Annotated in this window: 14 protein-coding genes; 9 read left to right on the forward strand and 5 right to left on the reverse strand. The window is 66.1% G+C overall.

All coding sequences use genetic code 11. The features are described from left to right. Positions 1–26 precede the first annotated feature (26 nt). Together ACV17W_RS13365 and metC are read right to left on the reverse strand one after the other, a co-directional pair. Positions 27–1,052, reverse strand: a complete 1,026-nt coding sequence (locus ACV17W_RS13365; RefSeq protein WP_462592813.1) for a M14 family metallopeptidase — start codon at positions 1,050–1,052, stop codon at positions 27–29. Between the two features lie 2 nt (positions 1,053–1,054). Further along, on the reverse strand, positions 1,055–2,203 hold the full coding sequence (metC, locus tag ACV17W_RS13370) for a cystathionine beta-lyase (RefSeq protein WP_462592814.1): 1,149 nt from the start codon (positions 2,201–2,203) through the stop codon (positions 1,055–1,057). Positions 2,204–2,328: 125 nt separating this feature from the next. Between metC and ACV17W_RS13375 the strand changes: the two genes are divergently transcribed. Continuing rightward, entirely contained in the window at positions 2,329–3,255 is a 927-nt protein-coding gene (locus tag ACV17W_RS13375) for a LysR substrate-binding domain-containing protein (RefSeq protein ID WP_462592816.1), read from the forward strand. Between the two features lie 38 nt (positions 3,256–3,293). Here ACV17W_RS13375 and ACV17W_RS13380 read toward each other — a convergent pair whose 3' ends face one another. Then, positions 3,294–4,487: an acetylornithine transaminase gene (locus tag ACV17W_RS13380; protein WP_462592817.1), complete on the reverse strand. Its 1,194-nt coding sequence runs from the start codon at positions 4,485–4,487 to the stop codon at positions 3,294–3,296. Between the two features lie 99 nt (positions 4,488–4,586). Then, positions 4,587–5,726, reverse strand: a complete 1,140-nt coding sequence (locus tag ACV17W_RS13385; protein WP_462592818.1) for a DSD1 family PLP-dependent enzyme — start codon at positions 5,724–5,726, stop codon at positions 4,587–4,589. 244 nt (positions 5,727–5,970) lie between these two features. Between ACV17W_RS13385 and ACV17W_RS13390 the strand changes: the two genes are divergently transcribed. Both ACV17W_RS13390 and gluQRS read left to right on the forward strand, forming a co-directional pair. After that, entirely contained in the window at positions 5,971–6,429 is a 459-nt protein-coding gene (locus ACV17W_RS13390; protein WP_462592819.1) for a Smg family protein, read from the forward strand. Between the two features lie 3 nt (positions 6,430–6,432). After that, on the forward strand, positions 6,433–7,323 hold the full coding sequence (gene gluQRS, locus ACV17W_RS13395) for a tRNA glutamyl-Q(34) synthetase GluQRS (protein ID WP_462592820.1): 891 nt from the start codon (positions 6,433–6,435) through the stop codon (positions 7,321–7,323). A gap of 36 nt (positions 7,324–7,359) precedes the next feature. Here the strand turns inward: gluQRS and ACV17W_RS13400 are convergent, their stop codons facing one another. Continuing rightward, positions 7,360–9,963: a GDYXXLXY domain-containing protein gene (locus tag ACV17W_RS13400; RefSeq protein ID WP_462592822.1), complete on the reverse strand. Its 2,604-nt coding sequence runs from the start codon at positions 9,961–9,963 to the stop codon at positions 7,360–7,362. A gap of 62 nt (positions 9,964–10,025) precedes the next feature. Here ACV17W_RS13400 and ACV17W_RS13405 point away from each other — a divergent pair, with 62 nt between their 5' ends. From ACV17W_RS13405 to ACV17W_RS13430, 6 genes are all read left to right on the forward strand, one after another. Continuing rightward, complete coding sequence (locus ACV17W_RS13405) at positions 10,026–12,656, forward strand: DNA topoisomerase III (RefSeq protein ID WP_462592823.1); 2,631 nt, start codon at positions 10,026–10,028, stop codon at positions 12,654–12,656. Positions 12,657–12,785: 129 nt separating this feature from the next. Continuing rightward, positions 12,786–13,850 (forward strand): ABC transporter substrate-binding protein, encoded by a 1,065-nt coding sequence (locus tag ACV17W_RS13410; RefSeq protein WP_462592824.1) that lies wholly within the window; start codon positions 12,786–12,788, stop codon positions 13,848–13,850. Positions 13,851–13,860: 10 nt separating this feature from the next. Beyond that, positions 13,861–14,631 (forward strand): ABC transporter ATP-binding protein, encoded by a 771-nt coding sequence (locus tag ACV17W_RS13415; protein ID WP_462592825.1) that lies wholly within the window; start codon positions 13,861–13,863, stop codon positions 14,629–14,631. Positions 14,632–14,642: 11 nt separating this feature from the next. Continuing rightward, positions 14,643–15,494, forward strand: a complete 852-nt coding sequence (locus ACV17W_RS13420) for an ABC transporter permease (RefSeq protein WP_462592827.1) — start codon at positions 14,643–14,645, stop codon at positions 15,492–15,494. A gap of 13 nt (positions 15,495–15,507) precedes the next feature. After that, positions 15,508–16,290 carry an SDR family oxidoreductase gene (locus tag ACV17W_RS13425; protein ID WP_462592828.1) on the forward strand — a complete coding sequence of 261 codons (783 nt, stop codon included), beginning with the start codon at positions 15,508–15,510 and terminating at the stop codon, positions 16,288–16,290. Positions 16,291–16,342: 52 nt separating this feature from the next. After that, positions 16,343–17,779, forward strand: a complete 1,437-nt coding sequence (locus tag ACV17W_RS13430) for an aldehyde dehydrogenase family protein (RefSeq protein ID WP_462592829.1) — start codon at positions 16,343–16,345, stop codon at positions 17,777–17,779. Positions 17,780–17,846 lie beyond the last annotated feature (67 nt).

Genomic DNA, 17,846 nt, shown 5'->3' on the forward strand with positions numbered 1-17,846 from the left:
CTGAAAGTCTCGGAGAAAATTGTGTATCAGCGGTCGGCCAGCTCGACCTGGTCCCATTCAGTGGCCACAAACGCCACCCGGTCCCCGGTGTGCACGACCGGGTCGCGCCGCATGCCGATCACGATGCAATCCGTCTCGAGCGTCACCGATTCGACCTCGTTGCCGTGCAGGTCGTAGACCCTGCCCAGCGGCTGGCCGGCAGGTATGGTCTGCGCGGCGCGCCAGTCCGTCAGGTACAGGCCGCCTTCGCGCGCCATCACCCATTGCCGCCGCGTCACCCGGCGTACCGTGCGCGGCGCCGGGTCCATACCGGCCGTGGTATCCAGCATGCCCAGGTGTCGCGCCAGGCGGTTCAGACCCGACAAGGCCTGCTCAACGTTTTCAGGCGTGTACCAGCTGCCCTGGCCGAGTTCCACCATGAAGGCCGGGATGTCCGCGGCGAGGCACTGGTAGTCGAGCCCGCCGGCAATGTTGCCCGGCAGCTCGCCCGCGCCGCCCACGTCCATGCGGCACGACACCGAGGGCTCGAAGTATGAAGTCATGCGCAGCAGTTGCTGTTCTGTCACCGCACTGCCCGGGAAGTTCTTGTAGACGCAATAGGGCTTGCTGTCGTGTATCGATCCCATCGTATGCATGTTCACGACACACGACGCCACCACTTTGATTTCCTCGTACAGCGCGTACGAAAGGTGGTTCGTGACCATGCCCTTGGGGTTGCCGGGGAATGTCTGGTCCAGGTCCTGCAGGTCCTGCGGCGCGGTCTTGCTGCGGTTGTCCAGCCCCAGGGGGTTCGCCGTGGGGGTGATCACCACTGTGCCGCGCAATCTGGAAGGGTCGACACGGCGCCCGAACTCGACCGCCGCCACGACGCCGTTGAGTTCATTGCCATGCACTTGTCCGTTCACCCAGAGGCAGGGCCCGTCAACCGCCCCCTTGATCACGGTTACCGGAATGGCGATCACCATGCCGGAGCTCATGGTGCCCACGCGCAGATGGTCTTGCGCAACCGTGCCGGGCGCCATGCCGGCCAACAAGCTTTGTATTTTGGACATGTTTATTCCCCCGATGAAAGCGCCTGTGCCAGGTCCTGCTTGAGGTCTTCAGGATCTTCCAGGCCGATGTGAAGGCGTACCAACGGCCCATTGAAGGGCTGCGTCATGCTGCGCTTGCCGTCGATATCCGCGGGCAGCACCAGACTTTCGTATCCGCCCCAGCTCGCGCCTATGCCGAACAGCGTCAGGGCATCGATAAAGGCATCGCGCGCTTGCATCGTGCAGGGGCGCAATTCCACTGTCAGCAGGCCGGAAGCCCCGCTCATCTGCTTGCGCCACAGCGCATGGCCCGGGTGTCCGGGAAGCGCCGGGTACAGCACCTGGGTCACGCGCGGCTGGCTCGACAGCCATTGCGCCACATCCAGTGCATGGCGGTAATGTGCAGCCATGCGTACGCCCAGGGTGCGTATGCCGCGCGCAGCCAAGTAGGCGTCATCCGGGCTGATCGACAAGCCCTGCGAGGCCGCTTCACTGCGCAGCGTGAGCCACAGCTCGGGGTCGCGCGCAGTGATGGTTCCCATCATCACATCGGAATGTCCCACCAGATACTTCGTGGCGGCGTGGATCGATACGTCGATGCCATGATCGAAAGGCTGAAGGAACACCGGCGTGGCCCAGGTGTTGTCCGCCACCACCTTCGCGCCCACCGCGTGCGCGCTGGCGGCGATGCGGGCAAAGTCCTGCATCTCCATCGTCAGCGAGCCAGGGCTTTCGCAGTACACCACCGAGGTCTCGGCAGTGACCAGCGCCTCTATATCCGACCCGGTGTAGTACTGCACCCGGACCCCGCGCGGAGCCAGCACTTTTTCGCAGAACTCACGGCAGGGGTAGTAGACGTTGTCAGGTACCAGAATGTGCGACTGGGGCCTGGCCAGGGCGTTGAGGGTCGTGGCGATGGCGGACACGCCCGAGGGCGTGATCACCGACCGATGCCCGCCTTCGATCGCGGCCACCAGGTTCTCCAGATCCTTGACCGTGGACGTGCCCAAGCGCCCATACCGAACATGATCGAACTTGGAACCGCGTGTGGCGCGATACTCGGCCATGGATTCGAATACCACCGTCGAGGTCCGATACACGGGCGTGTTGACGGTGCCGCGATGTGCCTTCGGGTCGCGGCCGCCATGGGCCAGCAGGGTGTTGAACTTCATAGCCGCCTCGGAATGTCGCCTGGTGAAAGTGAGGCAGATTCTAGGTAGAGGGTGACTTCTTTACTAATGAAAGATATTCTTCATTTATCAAAATTATTAATACGTGGGTGGTAAGGGGTACAACGGTGCGTCACCTAGACTTGCAACAACTGCGTACCTTGGCGTCGCTGGCAGAAACCGGCAGCTTTTCCGTGACGGCCCAGCGGCTATGCAAGACGCAATCGGCCATCACGCACCAGATGCAGCAGCTCGAGGCCACGCTGGGTCTGTGCTTGTTCGAGAAGCAGGGGCGCCACCGCGTGCTCAACGAAGAGGGCCTGAAGCTATTGCCGTACATCAGCCAGCTGCTGGCGATGAACGACGAGGTCTTCCGGGTATTCCGCGACCGCAAGGTCCAGGGCGTGATACGCCTGGGTTCACCGCACGATGCCGTTGAAACGCTGCTGCCGTCCATCCTGCGCTACGCGCGCCAGGCCCTGCCTCAAGTGAGCATCGATCTCTGTATCGACCGCGCGCCCAAACTCGTGGCGCTCTTGAAGGCCGGCGAAATCGACATGGCAATATCAGCGCGTTTCTGCCAGGACTTCGAGGGTCTGGTGCTGAAGCGTTCGCCCACAGTCTGGTTGTGTGCGGCCGATTATGTGCACCGGCCCGATGAGCCCGTGCCGCTGATCCTGGCCGACGGATCCAGCATATATCGCGAGATGGCGGTCGCTGCGCTCGAGCAGGCGCATATACGCTGGACCATCAGCCGCGTCGTGCCCGACCTGGTCAGCATCAAGGCCGCCATCCGGGCGGGCATGGGCATTACGCCGCGCAGTGCGGAATTGCTGGCGCCAGACATGCGCGCGCTGACCGAAGCCGACCACCTGCCGGCCCTGCCCGATATCACGTTTCATTTGTGGATACGCGCGCTGCCCGAGGAAGCGCCCGCGCGCCAGGCTTACGACATGCTGCGCAACGCCTGGCAGCTCTGCGAAATCGTGCCGCCCCCCGTGGCGGGCCAGCACACCACGACCGCATCGGCGGCCTCATTGCATCCGGTGGGTTGAGCCGGGCTGGCTGCGTCGCAGCCGGCAGGCCCGGCGGCTCAACCGTTGCGCAGCGCGCCGATCACGCCATCCAGCTGTGACAGCATCAGGTCGATTTCGTCTTCGGTGACGTTCAGCGCCGGCATGAAGCGCAGCAGGTTGCCCCGCGGCGCGTTCAGCAGCAGGCCCTGCGGCGACAGCTGGCGCGCGGCCTCGACTATGGCGGCCCCGTCGTCGCGATCGAGGATCAGGGCGCGCAGCAAGCCCATGCCCCGCTCGCCGCCCATACCCCATTTGGCGGAAAGCCCCAGCAGGCCTTCCGACAGTTGTTGCGCGCGAGCGCGCACGCCATCCATGAAACCCGGCGACATCAGCGTATCGAATACGGCAATGCCCACTGCAGCCATCAGGGGGTTGCCGTTATAAGTGCCGCCCTGGTCGCCATGCGCGAATACGCAGACGTCCTGGCGCGCCAGCAGCGCCGCCAGCGGCACGCCCCCGCCGATGCCCTTGGCCAGCGTCATGATGTCGGGCACCACGTCGAAATGCTGGTATGCGAACAGCTCGCCCGTGCGGCCCATGCCGGTCTGCACTTCGTCGACGATGAGCAGCAGCTGGTGTTCGTCGGCCAGCTGGCGCAGGCCCTTCATGAATTCCGGCGTGGCGGGAATGACACCCGACTCGCCCTGTACGGGCTCGAGCATGATGGCGACGGTCTGGCCGTCGATCAGCGCGCGCACCGAGTCCAGGTCGTTGAGCTCGGCTTTGGGAAAGCCGTCGACCTGGGGCGCGTACATGGTGTCCCAGCCCGGCTTGCCCGATGCCGACATGGTCGCCAGGGTGCGGCCATGGAAGCCATGATTCATGGTGATGATCTTGTAGGCGCCATTGCGCTTGACGCGGCCCCACTTGCGCGCCAGCTTGATGGCGCCTTCATTGGCCTCGGCGCCGCTGTTGGCGAAAAACACCCGATCGAAACACGAAGCGCGCGTCAGGCGCAGCGACAGTTCGATGGAGGGCGCGTTATAGAACGCCGGCGACGGGTTCATCAGCGTTTCGGCTTGCTGCAGCAGCGCCTGCTTCATCTCGGGCGCGCAATGGCCAAGCGTGTTCACCGCCCAGCCTTGCACGAAGTCCAGATAGCGCTTGCCCGCATGGTCTTCCAGCCACGAACCCTGGCCTCGCACGAACACCAGGTCCGGGCGGGAGGTGATCTCCATGAGGGCATTGACGTTGAACTGGCTGAATTCCATGGCGGTTCCTGCGGAATGGGAAAACGAAGAAAGGTTGAAGGCAAACAATTTAGCACCGTATGGCGGCGCCCGGCGCGCGGCGGCCGCCCGGGCGCCGGGTCATCGGCTCAGGCCGCGCGCGGCGATGTCCCAGACACCTTCGACCACACCGTTGCGGTACGCCACGAGATGGTCGTGCAGATTGAAGGTCGGGTCGACGTGCGCCGGAATCAGCAACAAGGTGTCCCCCAGCTGCAGCGCTGCCCCCGCGGCCACTTCCAGCACGCCGTGCTCGTCATTGGCGGCGGTATAGCGCAACCCCTCGCGGCCCGCCACGCGCGGCAGTCCGCTTTCGACCGTGGTCGATTTCAGGCCGGCGTCGACCACGGCGCGGTGAGGCGTAGTCATGCTCATCACGGTGGCGAGCAGATACAGGCTGTGGCGGAAAGCCAACGGACCGGACCAATCGTTGGCCCCATAGTCGCCGTCCATGAAGGCGTATGAGCCGGCTTGCAACTCGGTATACACGCCCGAGCCCGCGTCGAACTCCGCGCTGCCGGTTCCTGCGCCCGTAATGCGCGGGCACGGTATGCCGGCAGCCTGCAGCTCACGCGCGCAGTCGGCCGCCCTGCTCGCCGCGCGCGCGGCGACGGCGGCGCGCTCGTCACGGCTGCGCACGTGTTGAGCCGAGCCATGGTAGGCCTGCAGGCCGCCGAACCTCACGCCAGGCAGCGCCTGCGCACGCTGCGCCAGGGCAACGGCTGCCGCCACGTCGGGTACGCCGCAGCGTCCCTGGCCAACGTCGATTTCCACCAGCACTTCCACTTCGGCGCCGGCGCGCGCCATCTCCGCCGAAATGTCGGCCAGGTTGTTGGCGTCATCCACGCACACGCTGATGCGGGCGGCCAGGGCCAGTTGCGCCAGCAGCGCCAGCTTGGCCGGTCCGACCACTTCGTTGCTGATATGCACATCGTCGATGCCCGCGGCGACGAACGGCAGGGCCTCGCTGACCTTCTGGCAGCAGATGCCGTGCGCGCCCAGGGCCAGCTGGCGACGGGCAATTTCGGGACACTTGTGGGCCTTGGCATGCGGCCGCAGATTCACGCCGTGGCGATCGGCCCAGGACTGCATCGCCCGGAGGTTGCTGTCGAAGGCATCCAGGTCCAGCACCAGCGCGGGGGTGTCGACGCGAGTCAGCGGATCGCCGGGGGCTGCGACGGGTGGCAGCGCCGGAATCGGTGCAGCGGGGTTGGCGGCCATGAATGTGCGTTTCCTTTTCGTACGAACATGCGCGGCGCCAGGAAAGACGCCCACCGGGAAAATCGTAGTGTATCCCCACGAGGGCGCCGGCCCGCCCCGGAGGCCGCCGCCCGCCTTCGTTGTATATCTCCCACCCGGGCGGGCGAAGTTGCCCCGGATGACGATTCGGCGTACAGTTAAATTCATGTTTGCTGGTTTGCCGATATACGGGCCGACTGTGCAAACCGGCACAACAATGCGCCATATGTTCGATATCCTCGTTTATTTGTTCGAAAACTACTACACGCCGCAAGCCTGTCCCGCGGCCGACGTTCTCGCCAAACGCCTTGCAGCGGCCGGCTTCGAGCACGAAGACATCGACGACGCGCTGGGCTGGCTCTATGGCCTGGCGGAAACCACCGAGCGTTGCGTCGACCTGGCCCAGGCTCCCAGCTCGGGCGTGCGCATCTACACCGATTCCGAATACCAGCAGCTGGGCACCGAATCCATCGGGTTCATCGCCTTCCTGGAATCGGCCGGAGTGTTGCCCGCGCCCTTGCGCGAAATCGTCATCGATCGCGCCCTGGCCGCCCCCGAAACCCCGGTGTCACTGGCCAAGATCAAGATCATCGCCCTGATGGTCCTCTGGAGCCAGGAAGCCGAAATCGACAATCTCGTCCTTGAAGAACTGCTCGACGACGACGGTGCGCGCCGGCTCCACTGAGCCGTGAGTTACACAGGCCGTTTCGCCCCCAGTCCCAGCGGGCCCCTGCACCTCGGTTCCCTCGTTGCCGCCCTGGCCAGCTGGCTTGACGCGCGCGCCCATGGCGGGCGCTGGCTGCTGCGCATCGAAGACGTCGACACGCCGCGTACGGTGGCGGGCGCCGCCGAGTTGATCATGCAGCAGCTGCGCAGCCTGGGATTGCATTGGGACGGCGATGTCTGGTGGCAATCGCAACGCGGCGCCGCCTATCAGCGCGCGTTCGACAGCCTGCGGGCGCAAGGGCTCGTGTACGGATGCGGGTGCACCCGCCGCGAAATCGCGGATTCTTCGCTGCGCGGCCCGCAGGGCGTCGCCGCCGACGGCGAACGACCCTACCCGGGCACCTGCCGACACGGGCTGCCGGCAGGCCGCCAGGCCCGCGCCTGGCGGTTGCGGGTACCGCCCGGCAGCATTGCCTTTACCGACCGCTGGCTGGGCCCGCAGCAGCAGGATGTGGAACACGCGGTGGGCGATTTCGTTGTACGGCGCGCCGACGGCCTGTGGGCCTATCAACTGGCCGTGGTGGTCGATGATGCCGAGCAAGGCGTGACCGATGTCGTCCGGGGCGCAGACCTGCTCAGCTCGACCGCGCGCCAGCACGTTCTGGCACGGCTGCTGGGCGTGCGCGCGCCGCGCGTCATGCACGTGCCGCTGGTCACCGACCCGGCCAGCGGACTGAAATTGTCCAAACAGAATGGCGCCGCGGCGATCGACACCGCCGAGCCCCTGGTCGTGCTCAACCAGGCATGGCAGGCGCTGGGATTCGCGGCGCTCCAGGCGGAAACCGCCGGGGAATTCCTGGGCCGCGCCACGGCCCTCTGGGCGGCTCGCTACGGCCCGGACGCGCCCGCCTGACGGGTGCACCTGCCGCACGCAGCCGGCGCACACGGCCTATAAAGGCTGACGGTCCGCCCCCAGCATGCGTACCAGCAAGCCGGTGCCATCTGCGCCGACCCGTACTTCTCCGTAGCGAGCGGCTTCGTACCGTTCGGCCTGCCCTTCCGGGAAAAAGAATGCGTTGGTAACGATGCGCACCTGGCCCGCCCGCAGGCGATATCGCAGCGCGATTTCCTGCGGGTCATGCGGCTGGGCATCCGGCTGAATGCGGGCAACCTGCGCCACGCCCTCGCTATCCGGCACCAGCACGACGTACCCGTCCGTCAGCGGCCCTTCGGGGCTGCCGGCGGCAAATCGCTGCATGACCTCATCCCCCGCCGCGAAACGCAAGGCCATGTAGTCGCCCTGCATCAACGAGCGAGGATCCACGGGGGCGAGTTCCAGAATGGCGACTCGCCCGGTGGCCAGCAGCGTCTCGCGCTGCCAGATGGCGCCATTGACGAACCCCAGGGCCAGCACCAGGCCGCCCAGTACCACGGCCGTGCGCCAGCGCAGGGCGGCCGTAGGGGGCTCGGCCACGGCCGCAGCGGCCGGCCCGGCCGTGTGCATCAGGCGCGGCACCAGCCACACCAGGCCCCGCATCAGAAACAGCAGCAGGGCTGCGGCCCCCAGCCACAGTGCCTTGTCGAGCAATGGCACTTGCAGCTGGTAGTAATAAATGATCAGGTACGCCAGGAGGCTCAGTGCGCCGAATACCGTCAGGTGCGAACGATTCAGTCCGAAACCCAGCAGCATCCACGCCAGCGCAAAGGCAATACCCGGACTGGGCAGCCAGAACAGCGCCAGCACCAGCAACGAAAGCGGCACCCCCCAGATCACTCCGGCCGTCAGCAGGTGGCGGCGCGGCCACAGTACCGCCAGCGCGCAGGCCACCGGCAGCAGGACCCCGGCCACGGTCAACATCGCCGTGATCGGATTGACGGCCCAGATGGCGGGCAATTGGGTGACCGATGTGCCGCCTGCCAGCCAGACCATGCTCTGCACGGCAAGCACGAAGGCCCACGCCAGCGGCAGCAGCACATTGGGTCGGGTGCGTGCCAGGCGATGGCCCATGCAGAAAGCCGCCGCAGCCGTCCAGGCGCCGGTCACGGCGACCGGAAGCCACACGAACGCGGCGCGCGCCGTGTCGAAGTCGAGCCACATCTCGATCAGGCTGTTGTCGATCAGGCCGGGCACCATGCCGAGCCAGATCAGGCCGGCCAGGGCCAGGGCTATCATCCAGGCGCTGAGGAAGCGCAGCAACACATCCGGCGCCAGTACATACACCGCCACGCCGAGCAGCAGCACAAACGCGCAGGCGCCAGTCAATGACGCGGAATCCGACAGCCCGAAGGCCACCAGGATCTGCCCGGCGAATCCCAGGGCAATGGCGCACTGGCGCCAGAACGGCCCGGCGTCCGTGCGCAGTACGGCCACGGCGGCCGCGCACAGCACCAATCCCATGACGAGGGCGCCCTGGGTGGTCTGCACCAGGCCCGAGACACCCAGGAATACCAGCAGCAACAAGGTGCTGAGCCATGCGCTCAAGCCGAGCAGGCCCTGCACATACCAGGCGGGCCCCAGGCGCGGCTCGGCCTCGTCATCCGCCAGGCCGGCCACCGGGCTGCCTGCCACCGACGGCGCGACGGCATTGCCCGCCGAGGCGCCCGCCGGCTCGGCGTCGGCCAGCGTCCTGCCCGGGTGCGGCGCGGCGGCCAGCCGCCGCAACCAGCGCGCGGCCCATACCGATTCGGCCATCAGCAGGCCCGCCAGCGGCAAGATGACCGCTATGCCCAGGTCCAGCCCCAAGAGCCATTCGCCGGCCACGCGCATCGAAACGCAAATGACCCCGGCCGCCAGCATGGCCAGCACCAGGAGGTCGCGGCGGCCACGCTGATAGTAATAGCCCAGCCCGAGCGTGACCGCCAGCCACGCCAGGCCCGTGGTCGAACCCAGGCCATCCAGCACCGAATCGCCGAAAGCCAGGCTGAATACCAGGATGCCGATGGCCAGCGCTGCGAGCGCGCGCGGCCCCACGCGAGTGCCGGCACGCCAGCGCCAGGCGGCGAACTCCCAGGCCGCCAGCATCGTCAGATTGAGCGCCACCAGCAAGAGGGCAGGCGCCGAAGCGAGGCCCCACCAGAACGGCAGCGCGCCTTGCTCAAAAAACAGTAAGGCCGCCAGATTGAGCACCGCCATCCATAGCAGCCAGACGGCCTGGCTGGCCGCCACCAGGGCCCACGGCAGCAGCAGCGCCGCCCACCAGGCGTACAGTTCCCAGGTATCGGCCCCGGTCTGGTATGTCTGGCCGAGCAGGGCCAGGAGCGCCCCCAGGAACAGGCCGGCCAACGCCAGCAGCGCACCGGCGGCATGACGGCGCGGCCCGACGGACTCCCGCAAGCGCCAGCCCAAGCATGCCGCGGCCAGCACGCACACGGCCAGCAACCCCTGCGCCCCGGCAAAGCGCTGCACTTTTGACATGTCCTGCCAGTTGGCGGCCACCCAGCAGATCACCGCGCTGCCCAGCAGCCATACGCCCAACCAGAGCGTGCTGCGGCCCAGAAATTGCCGCCATGCGTGCAGTTCCGAACCTACGTGCCCTGCAGCCCCGACTTGCATGCGGCGAATCTCCCCTCGTATCATCCGCGCTACACCGGCGGGTCTACCGCCAATGGATACCCATGAGCAAAACGTTGATTATTGCCGAGAAGCCCTCGGTAGCCCTCGATATATCACGCGCCCTCGGAGGCTTTGCGCGCGAGGGTGATTATTTTGAAAGCGAACGTTACGTGCTCGCTTCGAGTATCGGCCATCTGCTCGGCCTCGTCGCGCCCAACGACCCGGTCAAGGGCAAGTGGAGTTTCGCGCATCTGCCCGTCATCCCGCCGGAGTTCGAGCTGGGGCCGGCAGACAAACGTTCTGCCGAACGCCTGAAGCTGCTGGTCAAGCTGGCCAAGCGCAAAGACGTCGACGCCCTGATCAACGCGTGCGACGCGGGGCGCGAGGGCGAACTCATCTTCCGCTACATCATTCAGTACGCGGGCGTGAAGAAACCCATACGCCGCCTCTGGTTGCAGTCCATGACGCAGGCGGCCATCCGCGAGGCGTTCGAGAACTTGCGCGACGATGCTCAGCTCAAGCCGCTCGAAGCGGCGGCACGGTCGCGCGCCGAAGCCGACTGGCTGGTGGGCATCAATGGCACCCGCGCCATGACCGCCTTCAACAGCAAAGACGGGGGGTTCTTCAAAACGCCCGTGGGCCGCGTTCAGACGCCCACGCTGGCCATCGTGGCCGAGCGCGAGGCCCGCATCCGCGCATTCGTGCCGCGCGACTACTGGGAAGTGCACGCCACCTTCGTGGCGGCCGCCGGTCTGTACCAGGGCCGCTGGATCGACCCCGATTTCAAGCGCGACGAGCGCGATCCCGAAAAGCGCGAGTCCCGCCTGTGGTCGCGAGCCGCCGCCCAAAGCGTGGTGGCGGCCTGCCGTGAACAGCCGGGCAGTGTCACGGAGGAATCCAAGCCGTCCACCCAGATGTCGCCCGCGCTATACGACCTGACGTCCCTGCAGCGCGACGCCAACGGGCGCTTTGGCTTTTCGGCGAAGACCACGCTGGCGCTGGCGCAGACCCTTTATGAACGCCACAAGGCGCTGACCTACCCGCGTACCGACTCGCGCTACCTGCCCGAAGACTACCTGGGCACGGTGCGCGAAACCATGCAGGCACTGTCCAAAGGCGGCTCGAACGCGGTGGGCCAGTTGTCCCGCCATGCGGGCACCGTCGTTGCGCAAAACTGGATCAAGCCCAACCGGCGCATCTTCGACAACAAGAAGGTGTCTGATCACTTCGCCATCATTCCCACGCTGCAGATCCCCCACGACCTCAGCGAAGCCGAAGGCAAGTTGTACGACCTGGTGCTCAAGCGATTCCTGGCCGTGTTCTTCCCGGCCGCCGAATACCGCGTCACCACCCGCATCACCGAAGTCCAGGGTCACCGCTTCAAGACCGAGGGCAAAGTCCTGGTGGCGCCGGGCTGGCTCGCGGTGTACGGCAAAGAAGCCCAGGGCGAAGACGCCAACCTGGTGGCCGTGGCCGACAACGAAACCGTCCGTACCGAAGACGTCGAAGCGGTCGGGCTGTCGACCAAGCCGCCCCCCCGCTACAACGAAGCCACGCTGCTGTCGGCCATGGAAGGCGCCGGCAAGCTGGTCGATGACGAGGAACTGCGCGAAGCCATGTCCGAGCGCGGCCTGGGTACGCCGGCCACGCGGGCCGGCATCATCGAGGGCTTGCTGGGCGAAGGCTACCTGCGGCGCGAAGGCCGGGAACTGGTGCCCACCGCGAAGGCGCGGCAACTGATGACGCTGTTGTCCGGGCTCGACGTCACCGAACTCACTTCGCCCGAACTGACGGGCGAATGGGAACACAAGCTCAAGCAGATCGAGCAGGGCGGCCTGGACCGCGCGGCCTTCATGCGCGAAATCGCGCAGATGACGCAGATTATTGTCAAGCGGGCCAAAGAGTACGAGCGTGACACCGTGCCCGGCGACTATGCCACCCTGGAAACGCCATGCCCGAAGTGCAGCGGCGTGGTCAAGGAAAACTATCGCCGCTACGCGTGCACTCAGTGCGATTTTTCCATCGGCAAGCATCCGGGCGGCCGCACGTTCGAACTGCCCGAAGTCGAGGAACTGCTCGCCAAGCGCGAGATCGGCCCCTTGCAAGGCTTCATCAGCAAAATGGGCCGTCCGTTCGCAGCCATCCTGCGCATCAGCGATGAATTCAAGCTGGAATTCGACTTCGGCCAGAACGACGACGACGACAGCGAGCCCGTGGACTTCTCCGGCCACACCCCGGTGGGGCCTTGCCCCAAATGCAGTTCGCGCGTGTTCGAACATGGCCTGAGCTATGTGTGCGAAAAATCGGTCGGCCCGGAAAAGCAATGCGATTTCCGCTCGGGCAAGATCATCCTGCAGCAGGAAATCTCGGGCCTGCAGATGCAGAAGCTGCTGACCGACGGGCGCACGGACCTGCTTGACGGATTCGTCTCCAGCCGCACCAACCGCAAGTTCAAGGCTTTCCTGGTGCGCCAGCCCGACGGCAAGGTCGGATTCGAGTTCGAGCCTCGCGCCGCCAAGCCCGGGCGGGCGCCGGCCAAGACGGCGGCCAAGACAGCCACAAAAACGGCCGCCAAGAAGGCGCCTGCCAAGACTGCGGCAAAGAAGGCCGCGACCAAAGCCGGGGCCAAGCCGGCGGCCAAGAAAGCCGTGAAGAAAGCCGTCAAGAAGACGGCCAAAAAGACGGCTGAATAAGCCCGTCTGACGCCGGGCGACCCTGCACGAAGGGCGCCCGGCGGTACGCGCGGCGCACGCCCTGCATGCAGCGCTGCATTTTGCGGTATTGTTATCGTCCAACAACAATCAATAACCCACGAGGACGACATGCTCCGCAGCACACTGAAACCCGTTTCCAACCGCCGCCAATTCCTGGCCGCCGCAGGCGCCCTGGGCGCAGTCAGCCTGATGGGGCCACGTGCCTTCGCACAGGCCAGCGCCGGCAAGGCCGTGTTCGGCCTGGGCAGCATCGACCCGTTCTTCGCCGCCGCCTATGTGGCGCTGAAGAAAGGCTACTTCGGCGAAGCCGGCCTGGACGTCGAATACCTGAACTCGCAGAGCGGGCCCCGCACCATGCAGATGCTGGCCGCCGGCCAGATCCTGTTCGGCGCCACGGCGGCCACGGCCGCGCCGGCCCTGACGCTGGCCGGCAAGCCCGCCAGCCTGATATTCGGCTTTGACCGCAAGCTCACGTATGCCAACGTCATCGTGCGGCGCGAAGACTACGAAAGCGGCAAGATCAAGACGCTGAAAGACCTGGCGGGCAAGCGCGTGGGCGCCACGCAGCCGCAGTCGGTCACCTGGCTGATGGCCGTATACCTGATGCAGAAGGCCGGGGTGGCCGGCCAGGTGGACGTGCGCCCGCTGGGCGATCTGGCCACCATGCTGGGCGCGCTCAAGACAGGCTCGGTCTCGGCCTCGATGGCCACGATGTCCATGATGGAACAGGCCCGCGAAGAAGGGTGGGGCGTGCCGATTTTCGACGCCACGACCGACGCGTCATGGCAGGAATTCATGGGCGGTGACGTCCCGGGCATTGCGGCGCTGACATTGCAGGACACCATCCAGAAGCGCCCCGACACCGTACAGGGATTCGTCACGGCCATGGTGCGCGCGCAGGCCTTCATCAACAGCAGCAGCGCGGCCGAGCTCACCGATGCCATCTATGACGACTATCTCAGCGCCTTCCCGCGCGGCGCCATCGAGAAGACCCTGGGCGTCTACCAGGGGTCGGTGTTCCTGAAAGACAACATCATCACGCCGGATGCCTACCAGCGCATGCTGGGCATCATGGGCGACGACCGCCAGTTCTCGAACGAAGAATTGAAGAAGGTGCCTTATGAAAGGTGCGTCGACATGTCTTTCGTGAAGCGCGCGCACGAAAAGAAGTAGGGCCCCTGCCATGATTGAACTGGATCGGGTGGGCAAGGCCTACCAGTCCCGCGGCGGCCTCGTGCACGCCGTGGGCGAAGTGTCGCTGTCCATCGAAGAAGGCGAGTTCGTATCCATCGTGGGCCCGTCGGGCTGCGGCAAGAGCACCTTGCTCAACATGATCGCGGGGTTCTTCCCCGCGACCACCGGCAGCATCAGCGTGGCGGGGGTACCGGTCAACGGCCAGGTACCCCCGGCGCTCGGCTACATCTTCCAGAAAGACACGCTGCTGCCCTGGTTCAATGTGCGCAAGAACGTGGCGCTGGGCCTGAAGTTCCAGGGCGTGCCCGCCGCACGCATCGAACGGCGGGTAGCCGAATTGCTCGAGCTCGGCCACCTGAGCCAATTTGGCGACGCCTACCCCCACCAGCTGTCGGGCGGCATGCGGCGTCGGGTGGCCCTGCTGATGAGCCTTGCCGTCGAGCCGCGCATCCTGCTGCTGGACGAGCCGTTCGGAGCCCTGGACACCCACACCAAGACGCACCTGCATCGCGAGCTGATCGAGATCTGGCGCAAGCTCGGCCAGACCATCGTGATGGTGACACACGACCTGGACGAGGCCATCACGCTGTCCGACCGTGTGGTGGTGCTGTCGGGCCCGCCCAGCCGAGTCCTGCTCGACGAACGCATCACCATCGCGCATCCGCGCGACGTCTTCACCCTGCGCGAGACGCCCGAGTTCACCGCCCACGTACAAAGCCTGTGGTCGGTGCTGGGGCAACAATTCCGCGCCGCCGCCTGACCCGCCGTCGTATGTCCGAAATTTCGATACCGTCGCTTCAAGAACAGATCCGCCAGGATCGCCGTGCCGGCCTGCTGCGCCGCCTGCGGGTCATTGCATGGCAAGTGCTGATCCTGGTCGCGCTGCTGGGCAGCTGGGAAGGCCTCACGCGCATTCCCTGGTTTGTACAGAACACCCTGTTCGACCCGTTCTTCATCAGCCAGCCTTCGCGCGTGGCGGTCAGGCTGTGGGAATGGTTGCAGCCCGGACCGCGCTCGGTCTGGCCGCATCTGCTGCTGACCCTGGAAGCCACGCTGGTGGGGCTGGCCGTGGGCGTGGGCAGCGGTTTCCTGGTGGGCATGACGCTCAGCCGCAGCCGCATGCTGTCGGACGTTTTCAATCCGTTCATCGTGGCCTTCAATTCGATGCCACGCATCGCTTTCGTGCCGCTCATCACCATGTTTTTCGGGCTGGGCCTGGCATCCAAGGTGGTGACTTCGTGGTTTGTCGTGTTCTTCCTGGTGTTCTTCAACACCTATAAGGGCGGCCGCAGTGTCGAACGCGAACTGGTGGATTTCTGCCGCACCCTGGGCGGCTCGCCGCGCCAGATCCTCTGGCGGGTGCGCATCCCGACCGCGGCAGCCTGGACCTTCGCCGCGCTGCCCAATGCCATCAGCTTCGCGCTGATCGGCGTGGTGCTGGCGGAGTTCGTGGGTTCCACCACGGGCATGGGTTACCTGATGATCACGGCACTGGCCACGCTCAACGCCACGGACATGTTCGCGGCCGTCACGCTGCTGTCGATCGTGGGAATCGCCTTGGTTTATTGTGTCACCTGGCTCGAACGGCGCCTGCTGCACTGGGCGCCCGAATTCCGCGACTGAACATCCCCTGCCCATGTCTGCCTCGCAATCGTATCTGCAGAACTTCTCGCTCGCCGGCAAGGTTGCCCTGGTAACCGGCTCGGCACGCGGCCTGGGCCTGAGCATCGCACGCGCGATGGCAGGCAGCGGCGCCCACGTACTGATCAACGGCCGTACCGAATCCGCCGTCAGCGCCACTGTGCGGTCGCTGCAAGAAGCCGGCCTGTCCGCCTCGGCGCTGGTGTTCGACGTCAGCAGCGAAAGTGCCATGCGCCAGGCCTTCGAGCGCATCGACGCCGAACATGGCCGGCTCGATATCCTGGTCAGCAATGTCGGCGCACGCAATCGCAAGTCGCTGCAGGACATGTCATCGCACGAGATCCGCGAGCTGATCGACACCGACCTGGTCGCCGGAATCCTGCTGGCCAAGCTGGCCGCCGAGCGCATGGCTCGGCAGCGCAGCGGGCGCCTGATCACCATCACCTCGGTGGCGGGAGAACTGGCGCGGCCCGGCGACGCCGTCTATCCGGCGGCCAAGCAGGGCCTCACGGGTATGATGAGGGCTCTGGCAGTCGAACTGGCCCCGCTGGGCATTACCAGCAACGCCATCGCACCAGGTACGTTCGCCACCGAGACCAACGCCGCCTACGTCGACAATCCGGGCCTGCACGACGCCCTGGCCTCCCGCAACCCCATGGGCCGATGGGGCCAGCCCGACGAAATTGCCGGCGCGGCGGTCTTCCTGGCGTCGCCTGCCGCGTCGTACGTCAACGGGCAAGTGCTGGCCGTCGACGCGGGCCTGTCCATTTTGTTCTAGATGTCCGGCGGCGCGGCCGCCCCCCTGCAACGACCACTATAGGTTCATCGGCATGAAGCAGCATTTCATCGACAACCGCCCCGTGCCCGGCGCTACGGGCGAGTCCATTCCTGTCATCGATCCGTCCACCGGCCAGGTCTACGACAGCATCGCGCGCGGCAACGCCGCCGACATCGACCAGGCTGTGCGCGCGGCGCGCCGCGCCTACGATGACGGCCCGTGGGGCAAGCTCACCGCCGCCGAACGCGGCCGCCTGATGCTGAAGCTGTCGCTCAAGATCCTCGACCACGTCGACGAACTCACCGAGATCGAATCGCGCGACTGCGGCAAGCCCACGAAGCAGGCGCGTGCCGACGTCACGGCGGTGGCACGATATTTCGAGTACTACGGCGGCGCGGCCGACAAGCTGCACGGCGAAACCCTGCCCTACCAGAATGGCTATACCGTTCTTACCTTGCGCGAACCGCACGGCGTGACGGGCCACGTGGTGCCCTGGAACTACCCGCTGCAGATCTTCGGCCGCAGCGTGGGCGGCGCCCTGGCCGCCGGCAACGCGTGTGTCGTCAAGCCGGCCGAAGACGCCTGCCTGTCGCTGCTCAGGCTTGCCGAACTCGCCGCCGAAGTCGGCTTCCCGCCGGGCGCCATCAACATCGTCACCGGTTACGGCCATGAAGCCGGCGATGCGCTGGTCCGCCACCCCGGTATCGATCACATCTCGTTCACGGGCTCGCCGCGCATCGGCGTGCTGGTGACCCAGACGGCCGCGGAACGCCATGTGCCGGTCACCCTTGAACTGGGCGGCAAATCGCCGCAGATCGTCTTTGCCGATGCCGACATCGACGCGCTGTTGCCCGTGGCCGTGAATGCCATAGTGCAGAACGCCGGTCAGACCTGCTCGGCCGGCAGCCGCCTGCTGATCGAGCGTAGCGCCTACGAGCGTGTGCTCGAGCGCCTGTCGCAGGCCTTTGCGGCCCTGCGCGCGGGCCCGGCCACGCAAGACCTGGACTGCGGTCCGCTCATTCGCAAAACGCAGCAGGAACGGGTGCAGGAATTCCTGCAGGCGGCCGCGCAAGACGGCATCCCCACCGCGGCCCAGGGCAAAGTGGCCGACGGCGCACCTGCCGAAGGCTTCTACCAGGCTCCCACGCTGCTGCGCGACGTGCCGGTGGATCACCGCCTCGCCCAGGAAGAAGTGTTCGGACCGGTCCTGGCGGCGATGCCGTTCGACGACGAAGCCGACGCGGTACGTATTGCCAACGCCACCGAGTACGGCCTGGCCGCCAGCGTCTGGACCCGCGATGGCGCGCGCCAGATGCGCATTGCGCGCAAAGTGCGCAGCGGGCAGGTGTTCATCAACAACTATGGCGCGGGCGGCGGCATCGAGCTGCCGTTCGGCGGCGTCAAGGCCAGCGGTCATGGCCGCGAAAAGGGCTTTGAGGCGCTGTACAGCTTCACCGTCCTGAAGACCATCTCGATCAAGCACGACTGATCGGCAAGTATCGCGCCCCCGGTTTTATCCGCCGGGGCGCGACGCCGCGCATGGGTGCCTCGTTCCG

This window comes from Bordetella sp. MIP270_01_BMS, assembly GCF_054958705.1.

Coding starts and splice junctions, on each gene's coding strand:
- ACV17W_RS13430 (WP_462592829.1), top strand. CDS start 16,343: ATGAAGCAGCATTTCATCGACAACCGCCCCGTGCCCGGCGCTACGGGC.
- ACV17W_RS13400 (WP_462592822.1), bottom strand. CDS start 9,963: ATGCAAGTCGGGGCTGCAGGGCACGTAGGTTCGGAACTGCACGCATGG.
- ACV17W_RS13380 (WP_462592817.1), bottom strand. CDS start 4,487: ATGGAATTCAGCCAGTTCAACGTCAATGCCCTCATGGAGATCACCTCC.
- ACV17W_RS13385 (WP_462592818.1), bottom strand. CDS start 5,726: ATGGCCGCCAACCCCGCTGCACCGATTCCGGCGCTGCCACCCGTCGCA.
- metC (WP_462592814.1), bottom strand. CDS start 2,203: ATGAAGTTCAACACCCTGCTGGCCCATGGCGGCCGCGACCCGAAGGCA.
- ACV17W_RS13415 (WP_462592825.1), top strand. CDS start 13,861: ATGATTGAACTGGATCGGGTGGGCAAGGCCTACCAGTCCCGCGGCGGC.
- ACV17W_RS13365 (WP_462592813.1), bottom strand. CDS start 1,052: ATGTCCAAAATACAAAGCTTGTTGGCCGGCATGGCGCCCGGCACGGTT.
- ACV17W_RS13420 (WP_462592827.1), top strand. CDS start 14,643: ATGTCCGAAATTTCGATACCGTCGCTTCAAGAACAGATCCGCCAGGAT.
- ACV17W_RS13405 (WP_462592823.1), top strand. CDS start 10,026: ATGAGCAAAACGTTGATTATTGCCGAGAAGCCCTCGGTAGCCCTCGAT.
- ACV17W_RS13390 (WP_462592819.1), top strand. CDS start 5,971: ATGTTCGATATCCTCGTTTATTTGTTCGAAAACTACTACACGCCGCAA.
- ACV17W_RS13425 (WP_462592828.1), top strand. CDS start 15,508: ATGTCTGCCTCGCAATCGTATCTGCAGAACTTCTCGCTCGCCGGCAAG.
- ACV17W_RS13410 (WP_462592824.1), top strand. CDS start 12,786: ATGCTCCGCAGCACACTGAAACCCGTTTCCAACCGCCGCCAATTCCTG.